Consider the following 20,566-nt stretch of genomic DNA (forward strand, 5'->3'; position numbering starts at 1 on the left):
TTTTTCTCTCAAAATAATGAAGAAATTGATAAACTCTCAAGAGAAAGATTTAGTTTTGAAAAAGAAAGTGGTTTAAGTAATATAGAATGTTCAAAAGTGGAGAATTATAAAAAGCTAAGAGAGGAAGTTAGGAAATTTTTAAATCTTTACTTTTTGGGAGAGGAAAATTTTGAGAAAGCAATTGTATGGTATCAAAGAGTTTTTACTCCAATTGTAAGTATATTAATTTCTAATTTTAAAAATTTAGAAAATGAAAATAATGGAGATATTTTTGTAGAATATTTAAAATATAAAAATACTTATAGATTAGGAAATAAATATCAAAGAGGTTATACAAATACATTAATTGATTATTTAAATAGAAATAAAATTTTATTATTAAAAGATTTAAAAACAGATATTAATTTAGATAGTTTTTTAATAGATGACTTTAGAAAGCTTTATTATATTGATAAAATTATATTTTATACAGATGATACAAAGGGAAAAATAAAAGCTATTAGAGAATATTCTAAAAAGCAGTTTAGAAGAGAAACATTAATAATAGGAGAAATTGCTCTATTTAATCTAGTGAATGATATCCCAGGGTTTATTATTGGGATGCAAAGATGGTTTGAGCAAGTATATAATTTCTACAAGGAAGAGATTATATTAAAATCAAAACAATTAAATTTAACTTTAGATGGATTAAATTTAGAAGAGATAGTTGAAGATTGTATAAGATATTCTAGATATTATAGAAAAAAAGAGGATAAATTATTAACGAAAAAAGAACTTATTTATAGCTATATTTTGGATATATATCTGCCTATTTTTATTATGTTTCAAGAGAATGAACTTGAAAAAAATAGAAATAAGCAATATTTAAAAATAAGTCAGAGTTATCTTTATTATACGAGGTATGGAGGATTAGATAACTTAAGAGAGTTTATAGAAAAAAATATAGTGAATAAAGAGGAATATAAAATAGGAGATTTTACTCTAAGTAAAAATATAAAGCTAGATTATAATTTAGATAAGGAGTTAGAAAGCTATTGGTCCTTAAAAGATTATGGAGGAACACAAAATTATGAAACTATCTATCGACTTAAAGAGTATATAAAGTTTTTAAATATAAAAACTCTAGAAGAAATAAATAAAAAATTTAAAGAGGATATAGAGAAATTAATAAAAAATAGAGAGATTTTAATTCAGTACAACAATAGTAGAGTCTTAAACGTTGTAAAAGGAAAATGGGAACAGTATACATTTATAGATTATTATGGAACATTAGTATAAAAAGGGAACTTAAAAAAGTTCCCTTTTTATATGGTTTAATCAATAACTATGAATAAAGACTTATCAACTTCAGCCCAATTATATACAAATTGAGCATGAGAAGCGGAAGACCTAACACACATGTGTGAAATAGGAAGAGACCCCAAAGAATTGCTGTATTCAATAATACTCGTTCTTGGAAGGTCTACAGGAAATCCATGAAAATAGCCACCACCAGAGAATCGTGTAGCATAAGGGGAATAACCACCAGGTTCAGATTCATTTCCAAATTTCATATAATCCATTCTTTTTAATTTGTTTTGAGTTACAAAAACTCCTAATGGAGTAGCATAACTATAGGGTAGCTTATCTTTGCCAGTAGTGATAGGATTTTTACTTCTTATTTTCCAAATGCCACCCACTCTTTCAAGAGTAACAACATTCTGGAAACTTCGGTTTATGATAATTATTTTATCAAATCTTTTAGTTGAAAGGGTCTCGATATATCTATTTGGAATATACCAGGTACCGTCAATATCTTTCACTTGAACTTTAGAAAAATTTCCATTTCGTGATAAAATTTTTACTAAACTACCATCCCAAGCATATCTTTCAGGTTGATTTAAATTACTTTCAGAATATAGGGGAATTCCTTGATTTCTTCGGACACCGTATATATCAGATTCTGGAGGAGATTTCATTTTTATAGCTGCTCCAGGTTTTCCATTTGCATTTTTATAATTTTTTAAAGATCCTAAATTATATTGATCATGAGTAAAATTATCTATATTATCCAATATATTAGATATTTTTGTCCAATCGTAACTTCTATGTTGAGTATAATTGTCACCTATTTTTATTATATAGGTATCAGGTAAAGTATACTTATCATATAAAAGTTCTTTTTCAATAATTGCTGATTTAGAAAATGAAAATAATGTGAGTAGAAAAAAAACTGTGAATATTTTAAAATTGAAAATTTTTATCATAATACCTCACTCTCCTTATATATTTAAAACTATTTTACAAAATAATCTTCTACTCTCCTTCTATAAATTTAAATTAAAGGAAAAAAAATAAAAAAAAGAATAAAAAAATATAAATAAAAGTGGAGGTAAAGGAATGAGTATACAAACAACATGTAGTTTTTGTGCTACTGGATGTAATTTAGAGTTTGAAGTGGAAAATAATAATATATTGTCTTGCAAACCGGTAATAACACATCCAGTTAATAAAGGTTTAGCTTGTATAAAAGGAAGAAACATAGCTTATCAAAATTCAATGGAACATAGAATCAATTCGCCATTATTGAGGGATGAAGAAGGAAAAATGAATCCGATTTCTTGGGAAAAAGCATATGAAATTATTGCAGAAAAATTTATTGATATAAATAATAAATATGGAAGAGGATCTTTAGCTTTTTTAAGTACAGGTCAGATACCTTTAGAAGAGATGGCAATTTTAGGTTATATAGGAAGATTTGGATTAGGAATGGAAGGAGATGGAAACACAAGACTATGTATGGCAACAGCAGCAGTTTCTTATAATCAATCTTTTGGATTTGATGCTCCTTCATATTCTTGGAATGATTTAATGACAACAGAGTTAGCTATTTTTATAGGAGCAAATCCAGCTATTAGTCATCCAGTTCCATGGTGGAGATTAAGAAAAGAGAATAAAGAGGCAGAAATAATAGTGATTGATCCTAGGAAAACAGAAACAGCAAAAATGGCTAATATGTGGATACCTGTAAAATTAAAAGGAGATTTATGTTTACTTTATACTTTAGCTAACTATTTAATTGAAAAAAACTATATAGATATAGAATTTGTGAGAAATAAAATAGAGAATTTTGATGAGTTTAAAAAATTTGTATCAGAATATACTTTAGATAAATTAGAAGATAGTTGTGGAATAAAAGATAATGTATTAATAGAATTAGCAGAAAAAATACATAATAAAAAAAAGGTGTCGTTTTGGTGGACGATGGGTGTAAATCAAAGTTATGAGGCTACAAGAACAGCAGAAGCAATAATAAATATTTGTTTTTTAATAAAAGCTATTGGAAAAGAAGGGTGTGGGCCCAACTCCTTAACTGGGCAATGTAATGCTATGGGTTCTAGACTTTATAGTGCAGAAACTTGTCTTTTTGCTGGAAGGAAATTTAATTCAGAAAATGATAGAAAAATAATAAGAGATATTTTAGAAATACAAGATGAGATAATTCCAACAAGAGCAACATTAGCATTTAATGAAATTATTGAAAAGGTAGAAACAAAAGATATTAAGGGACTTTGGATAATAGCAACTAATCCAATGGTATCTTATCCACACAATACACTTATGGAAAATTTTAATTCAAAAATTGATTTCCTAGTAGTACAAGACATATATTATGATACAGAAACAGCAAAAGAGGCAGATTTATTTTTACCGACAGCGACATCTCTAGAAAAAGAAGGAACTTTTATAAATACTGAGAGAAGACTTGGGGCAGTTCAAAAAGTGGTTGAACCTCCTGAAGGAATAAAAAGCGATTACGAAATAATACTAGAAATTGGAAAAGCTTTAGGGTTAAATGACAAATTAAAATTAGATAAATGGAAGACTCCTAAAGATGCTTTTAATTTGATGAAGGCTATATCTGAAGGGATGCCTTGTGATATAACAGGAGTTGAATATGACAATTTAAAAAATAGTAATGGAGTTCAATGGCCTTTAAGATATAAAGAAAATTTAGAAAATGATTATAGAATATTATTTGAAGATTATAATTTTTATACAGAAAATAAAAAAGGAAAATTTATATTTGAAACTCCACAAGAATATCCAGAGCTTCCAAATGAGCAGTATCCGTTTTATTTAATTACAGGAAGAGGAGGAGTAGGTCTTTGGCATACATTAACAAGAACAAGGAATATGCCAATAGTACAACATACATACCCAAAGGAGGACTATTTACTAATAAGTCAGCAAGATGCAGATAATTTGAAAGTAAAGGATGAAGATTTAGTTTTAGTATCATCTAAAAATGGAAATTGCAATATAAAAGTTAAAGTAAGTGATGAAGTAGTAGCAGGACAAGTTTTTATATCTATGCACTATAATGTGGCAAATAGACTAACAGATTCTCTGTATGATCCGTATTCAAAAGAGCCATCTTATAAATATGCAACAGTATCTATAAAGAAAATTTAAATTAGGAGGCTTTATGGCAGAAAATAGTTTAATAGAAAAATTAAAAAAGTATCCTTCAGGAGCCTCAGCTTTAGGACTAGGTATAGTTGGTTTAGGTTCAGCATGGGAGGGGTTAGGTTATAAGTATGGAGAATCTATATTTTTAGGTACAATTTTAATCTCTTTAGTTTTAGTTATTACTTATATTTCAAAAATTATATTTTGTTATAGTTCATTTTTAGATGATATACAAGATACTATGAGAGGAGCTGTTGTCACTTCGTTAGATATGGCAATTTTGATAATTTCAACATATGTATATAGATATAATCCAGAAATAGGAAGATTAATTTGGTTCATAGCTTCTTTAGTTCATCTTATTATTTGGTTTACATTTACATATTATAGAATTAAGTTAGGAAAACTTTTAGAGTTTCATTTTGGATGGTTTGTAACTTACGGAGGAATAATAACAGTAGCTGTAACTGCTAAAAATATGGGGTTTGATCCTTGGGCTAAATCATTTTGGTGGATAGGACTTATTTCAGTGATAGCATTGTTACCAATTATAATCATACGTGGAATAAGATTAGGATTTGAAAATAAATATAAAATTACTATTCCTGTTGTGGCTGCTCCGGTAAATCTTTTATTAGCTGGATATTTAAGTGGAATATTTGAAGTTAATCAAACGGTTGCCTGTTTATTAGCAATAGCAGCTTTTACAGGAACGTTTACAGCATGGATAGGAGTTCTTCGAGCTAAAACACTACCTTTTGCACCAACATTTGCAGCTTTTACATTCCCTTTAACGATAAGTGTCACTGCAGCAACTAGATTTGGTAAGTTATACCCCAGTTTTTCTTTTATAGCTTGGATTGAAATTATTATAACAACAATCTCTGTTTTATATACAATTTATAGATTTTCAGAATTTTATTTTTTTAAGAAAGATTAAAAGAGGATGACCTAAATTATATTAGGTCATCCTTTCTTATTATATCGATTAATTTTTCAAAAATATTATCAATGTCATTAATATCTATAATATCTAAATTTTCTCCATTCTCAATAAAATCTAAATCACTTACTAAAAATTTTAAATTATTTTTATTAGATTGACTAATATTAGACACTTCTTTTCGAATAACTTCTATTTTAGGATAAGAACTATTTTTAAAGCCTTCTAGAATTATGAAATCATAATTTTTGAAGAAGTCTAAGTAGAAATTCAAATCTTTTTCAATAGAATTTTCTAAAAACATATATTTACTTTTTGAAAAAATAAGTGTTCCTAATGCACCTGATTTTATATGTTTATCAGTATCTGAATCAAGATTATCCATTTGAAAATCATGACCATCATGTTTTATAGTTCCAACTTTAAAACCATTTTCTAGAAATTTTTTTAAAAGTTTTGTAATCAAAGTTGTTTTTCCAGAATTTTTAACCCCAGAAATTGCAAAAAAATTAGTTTTTTTATTTTTAATTAAGGAGTTGTAATCATCTGGAGTATTAATGTTTTTTAAGATGTTTTTATCATCAAAAATAGTATATTTTAAATCAATAAATTTAATATTAAGTTTATTCATTAGATTTAAAACTTTAAAATCGTCATTATCAATAGCATCTTTAATTATAGGAAGAGATTTTTTAGTGTAAATTCCAAGTAAAGGATGAATAAATCCATCTTTATCTCTAACTATAAAAGCGTCATGATAAGGTGAAACGAAACTAGTTATATATTCGATAAAATCTTTAGTTAGGTTCGGAACATCACATGGAACAGTAAAAATATAATCTAAGTCACTTTCTAAAATACCCTTATACAAACCAGATATAGGACCAATCTCTTTATAATCATCATCAATTCTAATAAAATTATCTGTAGAAATATCCTGTTCACTATTTAAGGATAGATAAATTTTACTAAAATCGCAAAAAAGATGGTTTAGTCGATTTAAAAAAGTTTCGTTGTTATATTTCAATAAAGCCTTATTGCAATAGTTCATTCGACTACCTTTTCCACCTGCTAAAATTAAAACATTAATATCTTTAATTTTAATCAATTAAAATCACCGTAACCTTATCTCCTTCGTTTAAACATGGTGTTCCTGGTAAAATTTCAACAATAGCATTTTTTCCAATAAGAGATGATATAGTTCCTGAAGAATGTTTTTGATCATTTAAATATATATACCCCTCTTTGAAGTATCCTCTAATAAAACGTCTTTTAGAAGATTTTTTATTAAATCCACCTTTAACTTCCGCTTCTACAATAGATGTATTTTTTATACTATTAGAGCTAAGTTTAGATAAAATTGGTCTTCCTAAAAGTTCAAAATTAACTAAAGATGCAAAAGGATTTCCAGAAAGAGAAAGTATTAATTTTCCATCTTTTTCAGATGCTAAAACGGGAGTTCCAGGTTGGATATTAATTTTCCAAAAAAGTCTATTAGCGTTAAGTTCTTTTATTACATCATGCATAATATCTTTTTTTCCAACAGATACACCCCCTGTAGTTATCAATAGATCTATATTTTTAAGTTCTTTGGATATAAAGTTTGAAACTAATGTTGAGTCATCACTCATTGGAGGATACATGACTCCCTCAACTCCTAAATATTTTAATTTACTAATAAGAGTGAAAAGATTACTATTATAAATCTTACCTTTTTCTAGAGTTTTTCCAGGCATAGTTAGTTCGCTTCCTAAACTTAAAACTCCAACTTTAGGTTTTTTAAAAACTTTAATAGTATTAATCCCTAAAGAGGCAAATACTCCAATATGATTATATGTAATTATTTCGCCTTTTTTTACCACAAGATCATTAACCTTTAAATCTTCACCTAAGAAGCAAAAGTTTTCAAATGGTTTAAGTTCTTTAGTAATATATAAAGCTTTAGTTTCTTCATTAAAAACAACATCTTCTTGCTTAATAACACAATTACATCCATCAGGGATAGGTGCTCCAGTCATTATTCTAAAAGCTTCTTTCGAAGAAAGTTTTTTATTACAGAAATCTCCTGCAAAAACTTCAGATATAACATTAAAAGTTACAGGATTCTCTTTAGTAGCTCCTATACTATCATTACTATTTAAAGTAAAACCATCTAGAGGAGAACGATTAAATGGAGGATTGTTCAAAGGGGAGAAGATATCTTCGGCTAAGACAAAACCTAAACTATCTAAAATATATTTTTCTTCAACAGTGTTTAAGGGTTGTATTTGTTTTAATAGAGTTTCAAGGGCGTACTCTAAGCTAATTTGCTCCATATTAATAACACCTCGCATAAATTTAATTAAATAATTTCTTTTTAATAATATAGCATAAAATATGGAAAAAAAGTATTTAAAAATTATGATATAATAGAATAAAAACTGGGGGAATAAAATATGGAGATAGATATATATAAGTTAGGTGAAAGATATAATTTAACAGAATCAGAAGAGTTAGCATTAAGTTATATAGTAAATAATATAGATAAAGCTTTGGAGATTGGTGTTAGAGGAGTGGCAAAAGAGTGTTTTGCATCAACTTCAGTAGTTATGAATCTATCCAAAAAATTAGGGTATAAGGGATTTATAGACATGGTTTATAGATTAGAATTAACTTTAAAATCAAGTTTAGAAAAAAAGAGTGTTACAGAAAATTATTGTTTGGATTTTTCTTTACAAAAAGGAATGAAGTTTAAAAACATTTTGAAAAGAAAAAAAAATAAACCAATTTTTGTTCATGGAGTGGGTTTTTCAAATCCTATTGCAAAATATATATCGGATAAATTAATGGTAATTGGCTATTTTTCTATGATGTCAGAATATATGGAGAATGTAGAAAGAGATTATGAAGAAAAACCTGTATTAATAGTAGTTTCAAAATCGGGAGAGACAGCAGCAATTTTAAATTTGTGCCAAAAGGCTAAATTAAAGGAAGTTCCTGTAATAGTTTTAACGGGAGTTAAGAATAGTAGTATGGAAGAGTTAGCTGAATTAAGTTTTGTAATAAAAAATAGTAATTTATTAGATGATAGAAATTTAGAAAAGAATGATTTCTTTGGAAATACTATATTATTTTTTGAAGAATTAGTAGAAGAATACTTAAAATAATAATGGAGGATTTATTCTTCCATTTTTTATTTAGATTAATTAAATTGACAAAATTAGAATAAATCATTATAATTAAATCAACTTTTAATTTGAAAATCAAATATTTTTAATTTTATATAAAAAATAGAGGGGGATGAGAGTGTTTAAAATAAGATATAAATCACATCACGATGTTAAGGATATAATTTTGTCTAAAAGTAAAAGAAAATTAAGATTACCACAGTCATATTGGGGATTGATGGAAAAGGAATCAGAAGATTTAGATGGTGGAATATATGTACATGTACCCTTTTGTGATAAAATTTGTTCATTTTGTAATATGAATAGGAAACAGTTAGATAATGATTTAGAGGATTATACAAAATTTTTAGTGAAAGAAATAAATAAGTATAGAAACAAAATTTATATACAGAAAAAGAAATTTTCAGTAATATTTTTTGGAGGAGGAACACCTACAATATTGAAGCCTCATCAGCTTGAAGTAGTTTTATCAACTTTAAGAGAGGTATTTCCTTTGAGAGAAGATTATGAATTTACATTTGAAACGACACTTCATAATTTAACTTGGGAAAAGTTAGAAGTTATGAAAAAGTATGGAGTTAATAGATTGAGTATAGGTATACAGACTTTTTCAAATAGAGGTAGAAAATTGCTGAATAGAACCTATGATCAAGACTTTGTAAAGAAAAGACTAAAAGAAATTAAAGCAAAGTTTCAAGGATTAGTTTGTTTAGATATTATATACAATTATTTAGATCAAAGTATTGAAGAAGTTAAAGAGGATGCTAGAATTGTATCAGAAATATCTCCTGATAGTGTAAGTTATTATTCTTTAATGATTCATGATGGATCTGAAATATCAAAAGATTTAAATTCTGGAGAGAAAAACTTTGATTATAAAACTGAACGAGATAAAGAATTGCATGATGCATTTTTAGACTTTTTATTGGAGAGTGGTTATAAAGTTTTAGAGCATACTAAATTAACAAAAGGAACAGATTTATATAAGTACATCAGAAATGTCCACAAATTAAAAGATTTAATTCCAATTGGAATAGGAGCAGGGGGAAGAGTTCAAAATATAGAGTTGTACCATTTAAATAGATTAGTTTCATTTTATTCCTTAGATACAGAAGATGTGATGAAATTAAAGAAAATATCAGGTATCACCCAATATGAAGATGTTCAACTAGAAAAGTTAAGTAATATAGTGAAGGAAAAATATAATGAAATATATGAGGTTCTAAAAGAGTTAGAAAAAACTGGATATATATCTATAGATAGAGAAAAAAATCTTTATAGATATACAAAGAAAGGAATATTTTGGGGGAATAATATATCCGCACTCTTAGTTGAAAAATACCTTGAAAATAGATTATAAAAAATAGGCATAAGAATTCAAAAAATTCTTATGCCTATATTATTTTATTTAATTTGTTGAAGTGTTTTCAATATCATCTAAATCTGATTTTATTTTTTTAAGAAAATCGATTGTTCCCCAAAATAAAGGGAATTTTTTTGTAGGAATATTAGTAGTTATCTGGACATCGGTAGTATTCTCTTCTTGGGAAGTAGGTGGTAATGTAGCGCCAAGAGCTGAAAAAATAAATCCAAGAGAAAAACTTGTTAAAAAGATTCCTAAGATGGTTTCTAAAACACAAAGCAATCGTATATATGCATTTAAAGGAGAGATACTTCCAGAACCAACAGTTGTAAGACTTCCTAAACTAATATAAAGATGATTAAGGAAATTTTCTAAATTAAATGTAGAGGGTTTATCAACACCTATAAAAAGATTGTTTTGTGCCATTAGATTTAAAATATAATAGAAAGAACCAAAAGCTAATCCTAAGGTTATGTATGTTAAAAATGTTGTAAGAATATCTAATCCTTTAATTTGCCTTTTTTTATTTATTAGCATAATAAATTGTTTGGATACTATAATAATTATTAAAGACATTGATACCAAAATAGAAATAATATGTAAAAACTTAATAATAAAACTACCTAAAAATATATTTAAAAATATATAATCAATTCCACCTAAAATTGGAATTAATAAAATAAAATACAAAATTAAAAAAATAGAAAAAATAGTGTGGTTGCTCAAAAATATTTTTAATTTAGGTCTAAAAAAGTATATAAAGGGATATATAATAAAAAACATAGATATTATCATTATAAAACTGCTAACAATAAATTCTCTAGATGAGTTTATTGTGTTCGAAGTATAAAGTTCCCAAGCTGTAAATAAAATTGAAAGAATTAAAGAAAAAGTACGTATTTGTTCTTTTTTTAAATCGTTAATATTTTTGATATTCTTTATGTTCTTGATATTCTCTATTAGTTTTGAGAAAAAATTTTTATAATTTATCATAATTTTAAGTATCCTCCAAAAAAATATTTTCTATTCAACACTTACCGAAAGATTTTTAATTTCCTTTAAAAATTATAGAAGAAATATTTGACAATTAGAACAAAGAGTAATAAACTTGAAAAGTAGGAAGAGATTAATAAATTAATTTAAAGGGGGAGAACAAATGTCAAAAGAAAAAAAAGATAACTTAATATTAAAATTAATTGTTGGAGTTATCATAGGATTAATTATTGGATTGTTTTCTAATGAACCGGTAATTGGAGTAATTCAAACTATTAAATTTATCTTAGGTCAAATTATTTCGTTTACAGTTCCATTGATTATTTTAGGGTTTATAGCACCTGCTATAACGAAAATGAAAGCTAATGCGAGTAAAATGTTAGTAGCTATGTTAATATTAGCATATCTATCATCACTAGGAGCAGCTATATTTTCAATGCTTTCAGGGTATATGATTATCCCAATGTTAAATATATTAACAGTAGTAGATGGTTTGAAAACACTACCACCAATGATATTTAAGTTAAATATACCACCAGTACTTTCTGTTATGTCAGCTTTAGTTTTAGCTTTATTTTTAGGATTAGCAATAGTATGGACAGATTCTAAAAAATTAGAAGCTGCTTTAGATGAGTTTAATAATGTTATTTTGTCAATAGTTTACAAGATTATAATTCCAATACTACCATTTTTTATAACAACAACTTTTGCAACACTTGCATATGAAGGTAGTATAACAAAACAACTACCAATATTCCTAAAAGTCGTTGTAATTGTTTTAGTAGGGCACTTTATATGGTTGTCTATTTTATATTCAATAGGTGGAGCTGTATCAAAGCAAAATCCATTAAATCTATTGAAGTTTTATGGACCGGCATATTTAACAGCTGTAGGAACGATGTCTTCAGCAGCAACTTTACCAGTAGCATTATCATGTGCTAAAAAATCAAAGAGTTTAGATGATGATATAGCTAACTTTGCAATTCCATTAGGAGCTACGGTTCATCTATGTGGATCAGTTTTAACAGAGGTTTTCTTTGTAATGACAGTTTCTCAAGTACTATATGGAACACTTCCTTCAGTAGGAACAATGGTATTATTTGTAGTTTTATTAGGTATATTTGCAATAGGTGCTCCTGGAGTTCCTGGAGGAACAGTTATGGCATCACTTGGAATAATATCATCAGTATTAGGATTTGATGATACTGGAATAGCTCTTATGCTAACAATATTTGCTTTACAAGATAGCTTTGGAACGGCTTGTAATGTTGTAGGAGATGGAGCTTTAGCACTGATATTAAATGGGATTTTTAAAAAAGATAAAAGTCTACAAAATTAAAAAAATAAAAAACTCTCCAGACTTGTAAAAGGAGAGTTTTTTTTATATAATATTCTAATCATTGTTTTGCGGAGGAGAGATGTATAAGAGTTATATATATGAGGATATAGAAAATAAACTTGAAGAATTTAAAGAGTTAGATAAGAATTTTTCTTTAGATAAAGATGGGTTGTATTATACTATAGAAAATAAAAATGAAATTATAGCATATATTTTATTAGAAAAAAACGAGAATAATTATAAGTTGAAAAGAATTTTTGTAAAAAAAGATGAAAGGTTTAAATCTTATGGAACAAAACTTTTACTTTTTATTATTAATAAAAAAATAAAAAAAGGAAATTTAATTGTAGGTAAAGATAATTCAATTTCAGATTTTTTAATAAAGATTGGGTTTAAAAAGAAAGAGGATGGAGAGTTTGTAATAGAGGATGTAGAAAATAAAGATTTTAGAAAAAAGGAAGGACAAAAAACAGTAATAGCATCCATATTTTGGAATATAATTTTAGCTACTACAAAAATAGGCTTTGGATATATAGGAAAATCAAGAGCATTATTAGCAGATGGATTTAATTCGCTTTCAGATGTTGTAACGTCTAGTGGTATTTTATTAGGAATTCATTTTAGTAATATACCGGAGGATGAATCACATCCTTTTGGACACGAAAAGATAGAAAGTGTAATTGGAGTAATAATGGGAATTTTTATGATACTTACAGCTTTTGAGTTAGGAAAGGGAGGAGTAGAAATTCTTTTTTCAGGCGAAAAAAGAGAAGTTCCTGAAATGTTAACAGTTTATTTTGCTTTATTTTCATCAGTTGTAAAATATTTTATGTATAAACAGAAAATAAGGGTAGGGTTAGAAACTGAAAACAGTGCTTTGATAGCAGATGCCAAAGATAGTAGAAATGATATATTTGCATCTCTTGGTGTAGTGTTAGGAATTTTATTATCTATTTATGTAAATCCAATATTCGATTTAATAATAAGTATATTGGTTGCTGTATTGATATTTAAAGAAGGAGTTAGTGTAATACTAGAAACGACAGATACTATTTTAGATAAACAAGATATGGAATTTATTGAAGAGATAAAAAAATATATATATGAAAATACAGATATAAAAAATGTTCATGATATTATGATGAGGAAATCTGGTGATAAAATATTTTTAGAGCTACATATAAGAGTTCCCAAAAATATGAGTGTTTATAATGCACATAAAATATCAGATGACTTAGAAAATTCTATAAAAGAGGATTTTCCGTTAGTAAAAAATGTTATTATTCATTTAGATTGTTTATTGAATTAAAAAAAGTCTGCTTAATTGCAGACTTTTTTTATGCATCATCATATTTTTCAAAATCATTATGTTTTAACATTGTTTGCACCTTTTTTATATATGCACCCTTTAATTCAGAGTAACTAGTTAAGCCATGTGCAATCTTTTCTGGGGGCTCACCTGCGTGAACTTTAGTTCTAAGTGATTTGTAAGCATTAACTCTAGAAAGAGTTAGAACAAAATCTTTAACAGAGTCTTTAATAGAGTCATACTCTTTGTAAGTACGATTTGTATGTTTATAAGCATTCATACCAAAAAGATTATTTTTCTCTTTAAAAACCTTTGATGTTCCCCAACCACTTTCAATAGCTGCTTGCGAAAGAATAAGTGATGTAGGGTATTTAATCATTCTTTTTTTAAGCTCAGACCAATTATAAGCTGAAACTTTATAAGAATTAAAAATTCTATCTAATTCTTTTTTTTCCTCAGAAGTATGAGAATTTTTTTTAGATAATGTTTCTATGATAGAAATATCTCTATCAATTTCTTTGTTTACAATTTCAATACTAGGCAGGAGCATTGAAATAAAAACTTCTTTTCTACTACGTACGCTTAATTTTTTTAAATCTAATCCATCTAAAGAGTAAACATGATTTCCAGTAGGTTTATTCTCTAAATCTTTTAATGTTTTTACTTCGATAGTTTTATATTTAATTTCGTGTGGGATATGAAAATCCCTATCAATAGAGAATGAAAAAGATGAATAAAGGAAAAAAACGAGCATACTAATAACTAATTTTTTTAACATAGCTTCTCCTTTATCAATATAATAATTTTAATATACGTTAGATTATACATGATGATACATTAAAAATCAATAAAAAATTTACACGGAGCTAAAGGTATAGTATAATAAAACGATATAAAATATTAAATCATGGTAGGAGAGGGCAATAGATGTTAGAGCAAAAAAAATCATTATTTTCAATAACAATTCCAATATTTTTAGAACTGTTATTAGTTACTGTAGTAGGAAATATTGATACCATAATGTTAGGAAGATTTAGTGATAAAGCTGTTGGAGCAGTTGGGGGAATGAGTCAAGTTTTGCTTATTCAAAATACAATTCTTAGTTTTATTTGTTTAGGAACAACAATTCTTATGTCTCAATATGTAGGTGCAAAAAATCATAAATCTACAAAGGAGGTAATAGCAGCTTCTTTAGTAATGAATGTGGTTATTGGTGCAGTTTTAGGATTAATATATTTAGTTGCATGGGAATGGATTTTAGTAAAGATAAAATTACCATTGAGTCTTAGAGAGATTGGTATGAATTATTTTAAATTAGTAGGTGGACTATGTATATTTCAAGCAATCTCTCTTACAAATGGAGCTATATTAAAAAGCTATGGAAATACAAAGCCTATGCTATTTGTAAATGTTGGAGTTAATTTATTAAATATTTTAGGAAATGGAATGTTTATTTTTGGGTGGCTAGGAGCACCAATTCTAGGTGTAACTGGCGTTGGATTATCCACAGTTTTTTCAAGATTTATAGGTGCGATAATTTCATTACTTGTAATGACAAATTATTGTAAATTTAAAATTGTAGAAGATTTGAAGAAATTTACTCATGAAAAAGTTAAGCAAATTTTATCTATTGGAATTCCTACAGCAGGAGAACATTTAACGTGGAGTTTAACACAAGTTATAATTTTAGCTATGGTAAATACAATGGGAACAATTGAGATTACAGCAAGAACATATTTAGCATTAATCTCTTCCTTTATTATGATTTTTTCCATTGCTTTAGGACATGGAACAGCAATACAAGTAGGGCAACTTGTGGGAGCAGGAGATAAAGATAGAGCGTATAATCAATGTATGAAAAGCTTAACACTATCTTTTATAGCCGCGGCATTAGTTTCAGTTATAGTTTATTTTTTAAGATTTCAAATAATGGAATTATTTACTAAAGATATGGAAGTTGTGAAAGCAACAGCGAAAGTATTTCCGTGGTTAATTTTTATAGAAACTGGAAGAACGTTTAATATTGTAGTTATAAATGCACTTCATGCAGCAGGAGATATAAAGTTCCCAATGATAATGGGGTGTATAGTTATGCTTGGAGTAGCTGCACCATTATCGTGGTTATTAGGAATAAGAATGGAATGGGCTTTGGTTGGAGTATGGATAGCTAATGGAACAGATGAATGGATAAGAGGTTTTGCAATGTTATGGCGTTGGAAAACTAAAAAATGGATGGCTAAAGGATTTGTTTAGAAATAAAAAAGCAGCTTACAAAATAATGTAAGCTGCTTTTTTTATTTAAATTAATAGCTTAAAATTCCAAATTTAACAAGTATCATAGCTATTGAATAGATAACAGGGAATGTAATAGCAGTTCTTAAAATAAAGAATTTAGCGACATCTAATATAGAGAATCCCATTTTCGAATTAACAAGAATCATACCAGTTTCACTTAGGAATATCAATTGTGCAAAAGAAAGAGTTCCAACTATAAATCTAGCTACTTCACTTGTTGTATTTTCAATAAATAAAGCAGGTAAATACATATCAGAGAAACCAACAATCATAGCAGGAGCCATTTGTGATGCTACTTCATGAGTAAATCCTAATCCTCTTAAAATAGGCATTAAAGGCATAGATAAAATATTGAAGAAATTAGTATTTTCTGCAATAACTAAACCAATAGATCCAACACACATAATAACAGGAATAAAAGTTACATAGATAACTAATACTTTAAAAAGAGAATCCACAACAATCTCTTTTTCAGATGCTTTTCCAGCTGTAGTAGTTGCTAAATGAAGAGCTTCAGCAAAACTTCTAGCTCCACTATCATCAACTTTATTACCTTCGTAGTATTCATTTCTGAATTTTTTTAAAGGTAATCGAGCGATTATAAATCCAGCAATTATAGTTGAAAAAGCAATAGTTCCATAAAATATCCAAAATATTTTAGAGAATTTTAATAAATCAGCAACAACAGCAGCAAAAGATATTCCTACTATTGAGAATGATGTTGCGATAATTGCAGCTTCTCTTTGAGTGTAATATCCTTTTTGGTATTGTTGATCTGTAACTACAATTCCAATAGTTCCATCTCCAAGAAATGACGCAAGAGCATCGATAGCGGCATATCCAGGAACTTTAAATATTTTTCTCATAATTGGAGCAATTAAAGTTCCAATAAATTCGACTAATCCAAAAGATGTAAGAAGTGGCATAAGCATAACCCCTATAAAAAAAGTAACCATAAGAGGTGGAATCATATCTCCAGCCATTAATCCACCAGTGTTCTCATTACTTAAAAATTCAGGTGCAAGTCCAAGTGAGATTAAAATGAACATAAAAGAACCACCAATTCTTAAAATTCCACTTAATTTATCTGTAACGAATAAATCATTTAAGTATTGTTCTTTAAAATTTTTTTTGATAAATCCAAGAGTTGTTCCAGTAATAGTAATAACAGAACAAAACATTATTAAGAAATTAACCCAACTTGAAAAATTATTTAGAACAAAGTTTTTAAGGTGACCCATAATAATAGATGATTCACCACCAATTGTAATAGGAGCTAAGAATGCTAAAAGCCCTATGAAAGAATAAATACCAAATTTTAGTATTGCCATTATAAAAAACCTCCAGAAATTATAAAATTTCTGCCAAATAAAAAAACATACTTTAAATAAAAGTATGCCTGAATTGAGAACTTATATTATTAAGCGTATTACTATGGCAGCTTCGTAATACTTAATTCACAGGAACATGTCGTCATCGCCATCGGCCTTAGGCTCAAAACATATAAGTGAACTAACCTCTGTTTAAATTGTCAGTTAAGTATACATTAAATAAAAGAGATTGTAAAGAAAAAAATAAAATAAATAAAAAGGTTAAAATATAATTTTAAGTATTTATCTTTATAAATACAAAATGTGGAGGCGAGAAAGTTATGTATTCGAAAGATGATATGATTTTATGGTCAATGATAGGTTCGATGGTTATAAATGTTGGAAAAATAGATATTTTAGCTTTTTCACCTGAATATCTATTTAGAATTTTTAAAAAATCTAGTGAATTAGGAATAAATATATTAAATGGAAATTATAATGAAGCATTAGAGGTTATAAATATATTAAAAGATGGAGCAGAAAAAGAAAAAATAAAAATCTTTTTTAGTGATTTTAAGATGTTGAAAAACTTAAGAAAACAAATAGAGGAAGAGAAAAAAATAATGGATAAAGACAACATAAAGTTTATTACATATTTTTGTTCAAATTATCCTCAAAGATTGAGATTATGTAAAATACCGCCGTTTGTGTTGTATTATAAAGGGGAAGAAATAGATGCAAGCAGTTTAGATAATTCGATTTGTATAGTGGGTACAAGAAAACCTGAAGGTAGAAATATAGAGGAATTTACAGAAGAGGTCATAAAAAATATGAGGAGAGAATTAAAATACAATATAAGTGGATTAGCTATTGGTTGCGACTTTATTGGACATAAAATTACTTTAAAATATAATATAAAAAATATAGCTATATTAGGTCAAGGGTTAGGAAGTGAAATTTATCCAAAAGAACATTTAAGTTTAGCAAATGAAATTTTAGATAATGGTGGAACGATTTTATCTGAGATACCTCCTAGTTTAAAAGTAAGAGGAATATATCTTCTTCAAAGAAATAGAATTCAAGCTTATTTAACAGAAGAGCTATTAATTTTAGAAACTGGAAAAAAAGGTGGAACTATAACAACTTTAAAAGTGGCTTTTTCAGAAAAAAAGAGAGTTTATATTAGAAATATAAAAATAAATCAAACTATATTTAATATGAAAAATATATCTAAAGTTACGTTTATAAGTTCCTATTCTGATATAAATTTAATTAAAATTTTAACTTCTAAACCAAATACTCTTTTTACTTTTGAATTTTCTTGAGATATAATAAAGGAGAAATTAGAAGGAGGTATTTTAGATATGATTTTATTAGATGGAGCTATGGGAACAACAATTTCAAATATATATAAAATAGAGGATAAATGTAGAGAAAAATTAAATTGTACAAAACCCGAATTAATAAAAGAGATACATGAAAAATATGTAGAGGTAGGAGCGGATTGTTTAAAGGCAAATACTTTTAATTGTTCTAAAGAAGCTTTGAAAAATTATGGAGAAAACGAAGAGAAAGCTTATGAATATGCACTATTAGGAGGAAAGATTTGTAAAGAAGTTGCTGACAAGTATAATAAAAAAAGTATTGGAACTTTTTGTTTGCCAGATAAAGATCAAATAGATGGAATTTTGGATAGTGATGTAGATATTATTATGATTGAAACGATTTATAACTTAGATAAAGGATTAGAGAGTTTAAAATTATTAAAAAAACAAATGGAAGACAAAAAGTTAGTAAAACCTGTTATGATTTCATTTGCAGTTGATAAAGATGGGAAACTTTATTCTGGTGAAAAACTTATAGATGTATATGAAAAATTTTTGAATAAATATATTATATCAATAGGAATCAATTGTAGTGAATTAACAAGAGAGATTATAGGAGTATTAAAAAAATTTAAAAAAGAAACAAATTTAAAGATATCATTTCATCCAAATTCTAATGGAGATATAGAAAAGTTTACAAAAGATATAAATGAATTACTAAAAGTAAATGTAGTTGATATTGTTGGTGGATGTTGTGGAACAGATTTTAATCATATAAAAATACTAAAAAAAACTTTAGAAAAGTTTTAAAATAAAATGGTGTACCTGACGAGAGTTGAACTCATGACCTACTCCTTAGGAGGGAGTTGCTCTATCCAACTGAGCTACAGATACACTTTATATTTTGAATGTAACATATAAAAAAATAAAAGTCAAGATAAAAAATAGCGATAAAAAAGAAGTTTTTTTACTTAGGAAAAAAACTTCTTTTTTAGTTTTTTCATATGCTTGACATTGGGTTTAATTATAAAGTATAATTAACAATATGTTTCATATAATTACAATTTTGGAGGGGTTTTATGAAAAGAGTTTCGGTTTTATTAGGAGCATTAGCTCTTACGACAATGGCATCAGCAGCACCAACAAAAATTGGAGTGACAGTTTATCGTTATGATGATAATTTTATGTCAACAGTTAGACAAAGAATTGAAGAGGTAGCAAAGAACGATAAAAATGTTGAAGTTTTAATGAACGATTCACAAAATGACCAATCTAAGCAAAATGACCAAGTAGACGTTTTAATTGCTAAAGGGGTAGATGCATTAGCAATTAACTTAGTTGACCCAGCAGCAGCTTCAACAATAATCCAAAAAGCTAAAGCTGAAGATATTCCAGTTGTATTTTATAATAAAGAACCGTCTAAAGCAGATATGGAAAGTTATGATAAAGCTTACTATGTAGGAACAGATTCAAAAGAATCAGGAGTTATTCAAGGGGAAGTAATAGCTAAACATTGGGCAGCAAATCCAGCTTGGGATTTAAATAAAGATGGAGTATTACAATATGTTCTTTTAAAAGGAGAGCCTGGACATCCAGACGCAGAAGCTAGAACAACATATGTAACACAAACTTTAAATGAAAAAGGAATAAAAACACAAGAATTACATATGGATACTGGAATGTGGGATGCTGCTATGGCAAAAGATAAAATGGAAGCATGGTTATCAGGTCCAAATGGTGAAAAAATAGAGGTTGTAATTGCAAATAATGATGGAATGGCAATGGGAGCTGTTGAAGCATTAAAAGCTAATGGAAAAGCAAAAACTCCTGTATTTGGAGTAGATGCTTTAGCTGAAGTTTTAGTTATGGTTGAAAACGGAGATGTTGCAGGAACAGTACTTAATGATGGAATGAACCAAGGTCAAGCAACATACGAAATTGCAAAAAATTTAGCTGAAGGGAAAAAACCTACAGAAGGAACAAAATGGGAATTAAAAGATAAAGTATTAAGAGTACCTTATGTAGGAGTAGATAAAGACAATTTAAAAGATTTTAAAAAGTAGTGTGTAG

General features: G+C 27.3%; 17 protein-coding genes and 1 tRNA gene. 11 read left to right on the forward strand and 7 right to left on the reverse strand.

Features of this window, described 5'->3' with window-relative positions; all coding sequences use genetic code 11:
* Window positions 1-1,278, forward strand: a 1,278-nt coding sequence (locus H5J23_RS10700; protein WP_185892207.1) for a hypothetical protein, incomplete at its 5' end; no start/stop codon positions are given.
* 35 nt (window positions 1,279-1,313) lie between these two features.
* Here H5J23_RS10700 and H5J23_RS10705 read toward each other — a convergent pair.
* Entirely contained in the window at window positions 1,314-2,246 is a 933-nt protein-coding gene (locus tag H5J23_RS10705) for a L,D-transpeptidase (protein WP_023049669.1), read from the reverse strand.
* 133 nt (window positions 2,247-2,379) lie between these two features.
* Between H5J23_RS10705 and H5J23_RS10710 the strand changes: the two genes are divergently transcribed.
* Window positions 2,380-4,455, forward strand: coding sequence for a molybdopterin oxidoreductase family protein (locus H5J23_RS10710; RefSeq protein WP_185892208.1), 2,076 nt, complete (start codon window positions 2,380-2,382; stop codon window positions 4,453-4,455).
* A 13-nt stretch (window positions 4,456-4,468) separates the two neighbouring features.
* Entirely contained in the window at window positions 4,469-5,392 is a 924-nt protein-coding gene (locus H5J23_RS10715; RefSeq protein ID WP_023049667.1) for a hypothetical protein, read from the forward strand.
* A 16-nt stretch (window positions 5,393-5,408) separates the two neighbouring features.
* Here H5J23_RS10715 and mobB read toward each other — a convergent pair whose 3' ends face one another.
* Window positions 5,409-6,503: a molybdopterin-guanine dinucleotide biosynthesis protein B gene (gene mobB, locus H5J23_RS10720; protein WP_185892210.1), complete on the reverse strand. Its 1,095-nt coding sequence runs from the start codon at window positions 6,501-6,503 to the stop codon at window positions 5,409-5,411.
* A complete protein-coding gene (locus tag H5J23_RS10725) occupies window positions 6,496-7,710 on the reverse strand; it encodes a molybdopterin molybdotransferase MoeA (protein WP_185892212.1) in 1,215 nt (404 codons plus the stop codon). Before H5J23_RS10725 ends, mobB begins: the two co-directional genes overlap by 8 nt.
* Before the next feature lie 120 nt (window positions 7,711-7,830).
* Here H5J23_RS10725 and H5J23_RS10730 point away from each other — a divergent pair, with 120 nt between their 5' ends.
* Window positions 7,831-8,541 carry a MurR/RpiR family transcriptional regulator gene (locus tag H5J23_RS10730; protein WP_023049664.1) on the forward strand — a complete coding sequence of 237 codons (711 nt, stop codon included), beginning with the start codon at window positions 7,831-7,833 and terminating at the stop codon, window positions 8,539-8,541.
* A gap of 139 nt (window positions 8,542-8,680) precedes the next feature.
* Window positions 8,681-9,922 (forward strand): coproporphyrinogen-III oxidase family protein, encoded by a 1,242-nt coding sequence (locus H5J23_RS10735; protein WP_185892213.1) that lies wholly within the window; start codon window positions 8,681-8,683, stop codon window positions 9,920-9,922.
* A gap of 48 nt (window positions 9,923-9,970) precedes the next feature.
* Here the strand turns inward: H5J23_RS10735 and H5J23_RS10740 are convergent, their stop codons facing one another.
* Window positions 9,971-10,918: a potassium channel family protein gene (locus tag H5J23_RS10740; RefSeq protein ID WP_185892215.1), complete on the reverse strand. Its 948-nt coding sequence runs from the start codon at window positions 10,916-10,918 to the stop codon at window positions 9,971-9,973.
* Between the two features lie 163 nt (window positions 10,919-11,081).
* On the opposite strand from H5J23_RS10740, the gene H5J23_RS10745 reads away from it, so the two are divergent.
* On the forward strand, window positions 11,082-12,257 hold the full coding sequence (locus H5J23_RS10745; protein WP_185892217.1) for a dicarboxylate/amino acid:cation symporter: 1,176 nt from the start codon (window positions 11,082-11,084) through the stop codon (window positions 12,255-12,257).
* A 79-nt stretch (window positions 12,258-12,336) separates the two neighbouring features.
* Entirely contained in the window at window positions 12,337-13,566 is a 1,230-nt protein-coding gene (locus H5J23_RS10750) for a GNAT family N-acetyltransferase (protein WP_023049660.1), read from the forward strand.
* A 28-nt stretch (window positions 13,567-13,594) separates the two neighbouring features.
* Here H5J23_RS10750 and H5J23_RS10755 read toward each other — a convergent pair whose 3' ends face one another.
* Window positions 13,595-14,344, reverse strand: a complete 750-nt coding sequence (locus H5J23_RS10755) for a glucosaminidase domain-containing protein (protein ID WP_185892219.1) — start codon at window positions 14,342-14,344, stop codon at window positions 13,595-13,597.
* 149 nt (window positions 14,345-14,493) lie between these two features.
* Between H5J23_RS10755 and H5J23_RS10760 the strand changes: the two genes are divergently transcribed.
* On the forward strand, window positions 14,494-15,819 hold the full coding sequence (locus H5J23_RS10760) for an MATE family efflux transporter (RefSeq protein WP_023049658.1): 1,326 nt from the start codon (window positions 14,494-14,496) through the stop codon (window positions 15,817-15,819).
* A 50-nt stretch (window positions 15,820-15,869) separates the two neighbouring features.
* Here H5J23_RS10760 and H5J23_RS10765 read toward each other — a convergent pair whose 3' ends face one another.
* Entirely contained in the window at window positions 15,870-17,192 is a 1,323-nt protein-coding gene (locus H5J23_RS10765; RefSeq protein WP_185892221.1) for a YjiH family protein, read from the reverse strand.
* 320 nt (window positions 17,193-17,512) lie between these two features.
* On the opposite strand from H5J23_RS10765, the gene H5J23_RS10770 reads away from it, so the two are divergent.
* Entirely contained in the window at window positions 17,513-18,496 is a 984-nt protein-coding gene (locus H5J23_RS10770; RefSeq protein ID WP_185892223.1) for a DNA-processing protein DprA, read from the forward strand.
* A gap of 39 nt (window positions 18,497-18,535) precedes the next feature.
* Window positions 18,536-19,306 carry a homocysteine S-methyltransferase family protein gene (locus H5J23_RS10775; RefSeq protein ID WP_185892225.1) on the forward strand — a complete coding sequence of 257 codons (771 nt, stop codon included), beginning with the start codon at window positions 18,536-18,538 and terminating at the stop codon, window positions 19,304-19,306.
* Between the two features lie 7 nt (window positions 19,307-19,313).
* Here the strand turns inward: H5J23_RS10775 and H5J23_RS10780 are convergent.
* A tRNA-Arg gene (locus H5J23_RS10780) sits at window positions 19,314-19,390 on the reverse strand.
* A 185-nt stretch (window positions 19,391-19,575) separates the two neighbouring features.
* Between H5J23_RS10780 and mglB the strand changes: the two genes are divergently transcribed.
* Window positions 19,576-20,559 (forward strand): galactose/glucose ABC transporter substrate-binding protein MglB, encoded by a 984-nt coding sequence (gene mglB, locus H5J23_RS10785; protein ID WP_185892227.1) that lies wholly within the window; start codon window positions 19,576-19,578, stop codon window positions 20,557-20,559.
* The last annotated feature ends 7 nt before the right edge of the window (window positions 20,560-20,566 follow it).

This window comes from Cetobacterium sp. 2G large, from assembly GCF_014250655.1.
GTDB classification, from domain to species: domain Bacteria; phylum Fusobacteriota; class Fusobacteriia; order Fusobacteriales; family Fusobacteriaceae; genus Cetobacterium_A; species Cetobacterium_A somerae.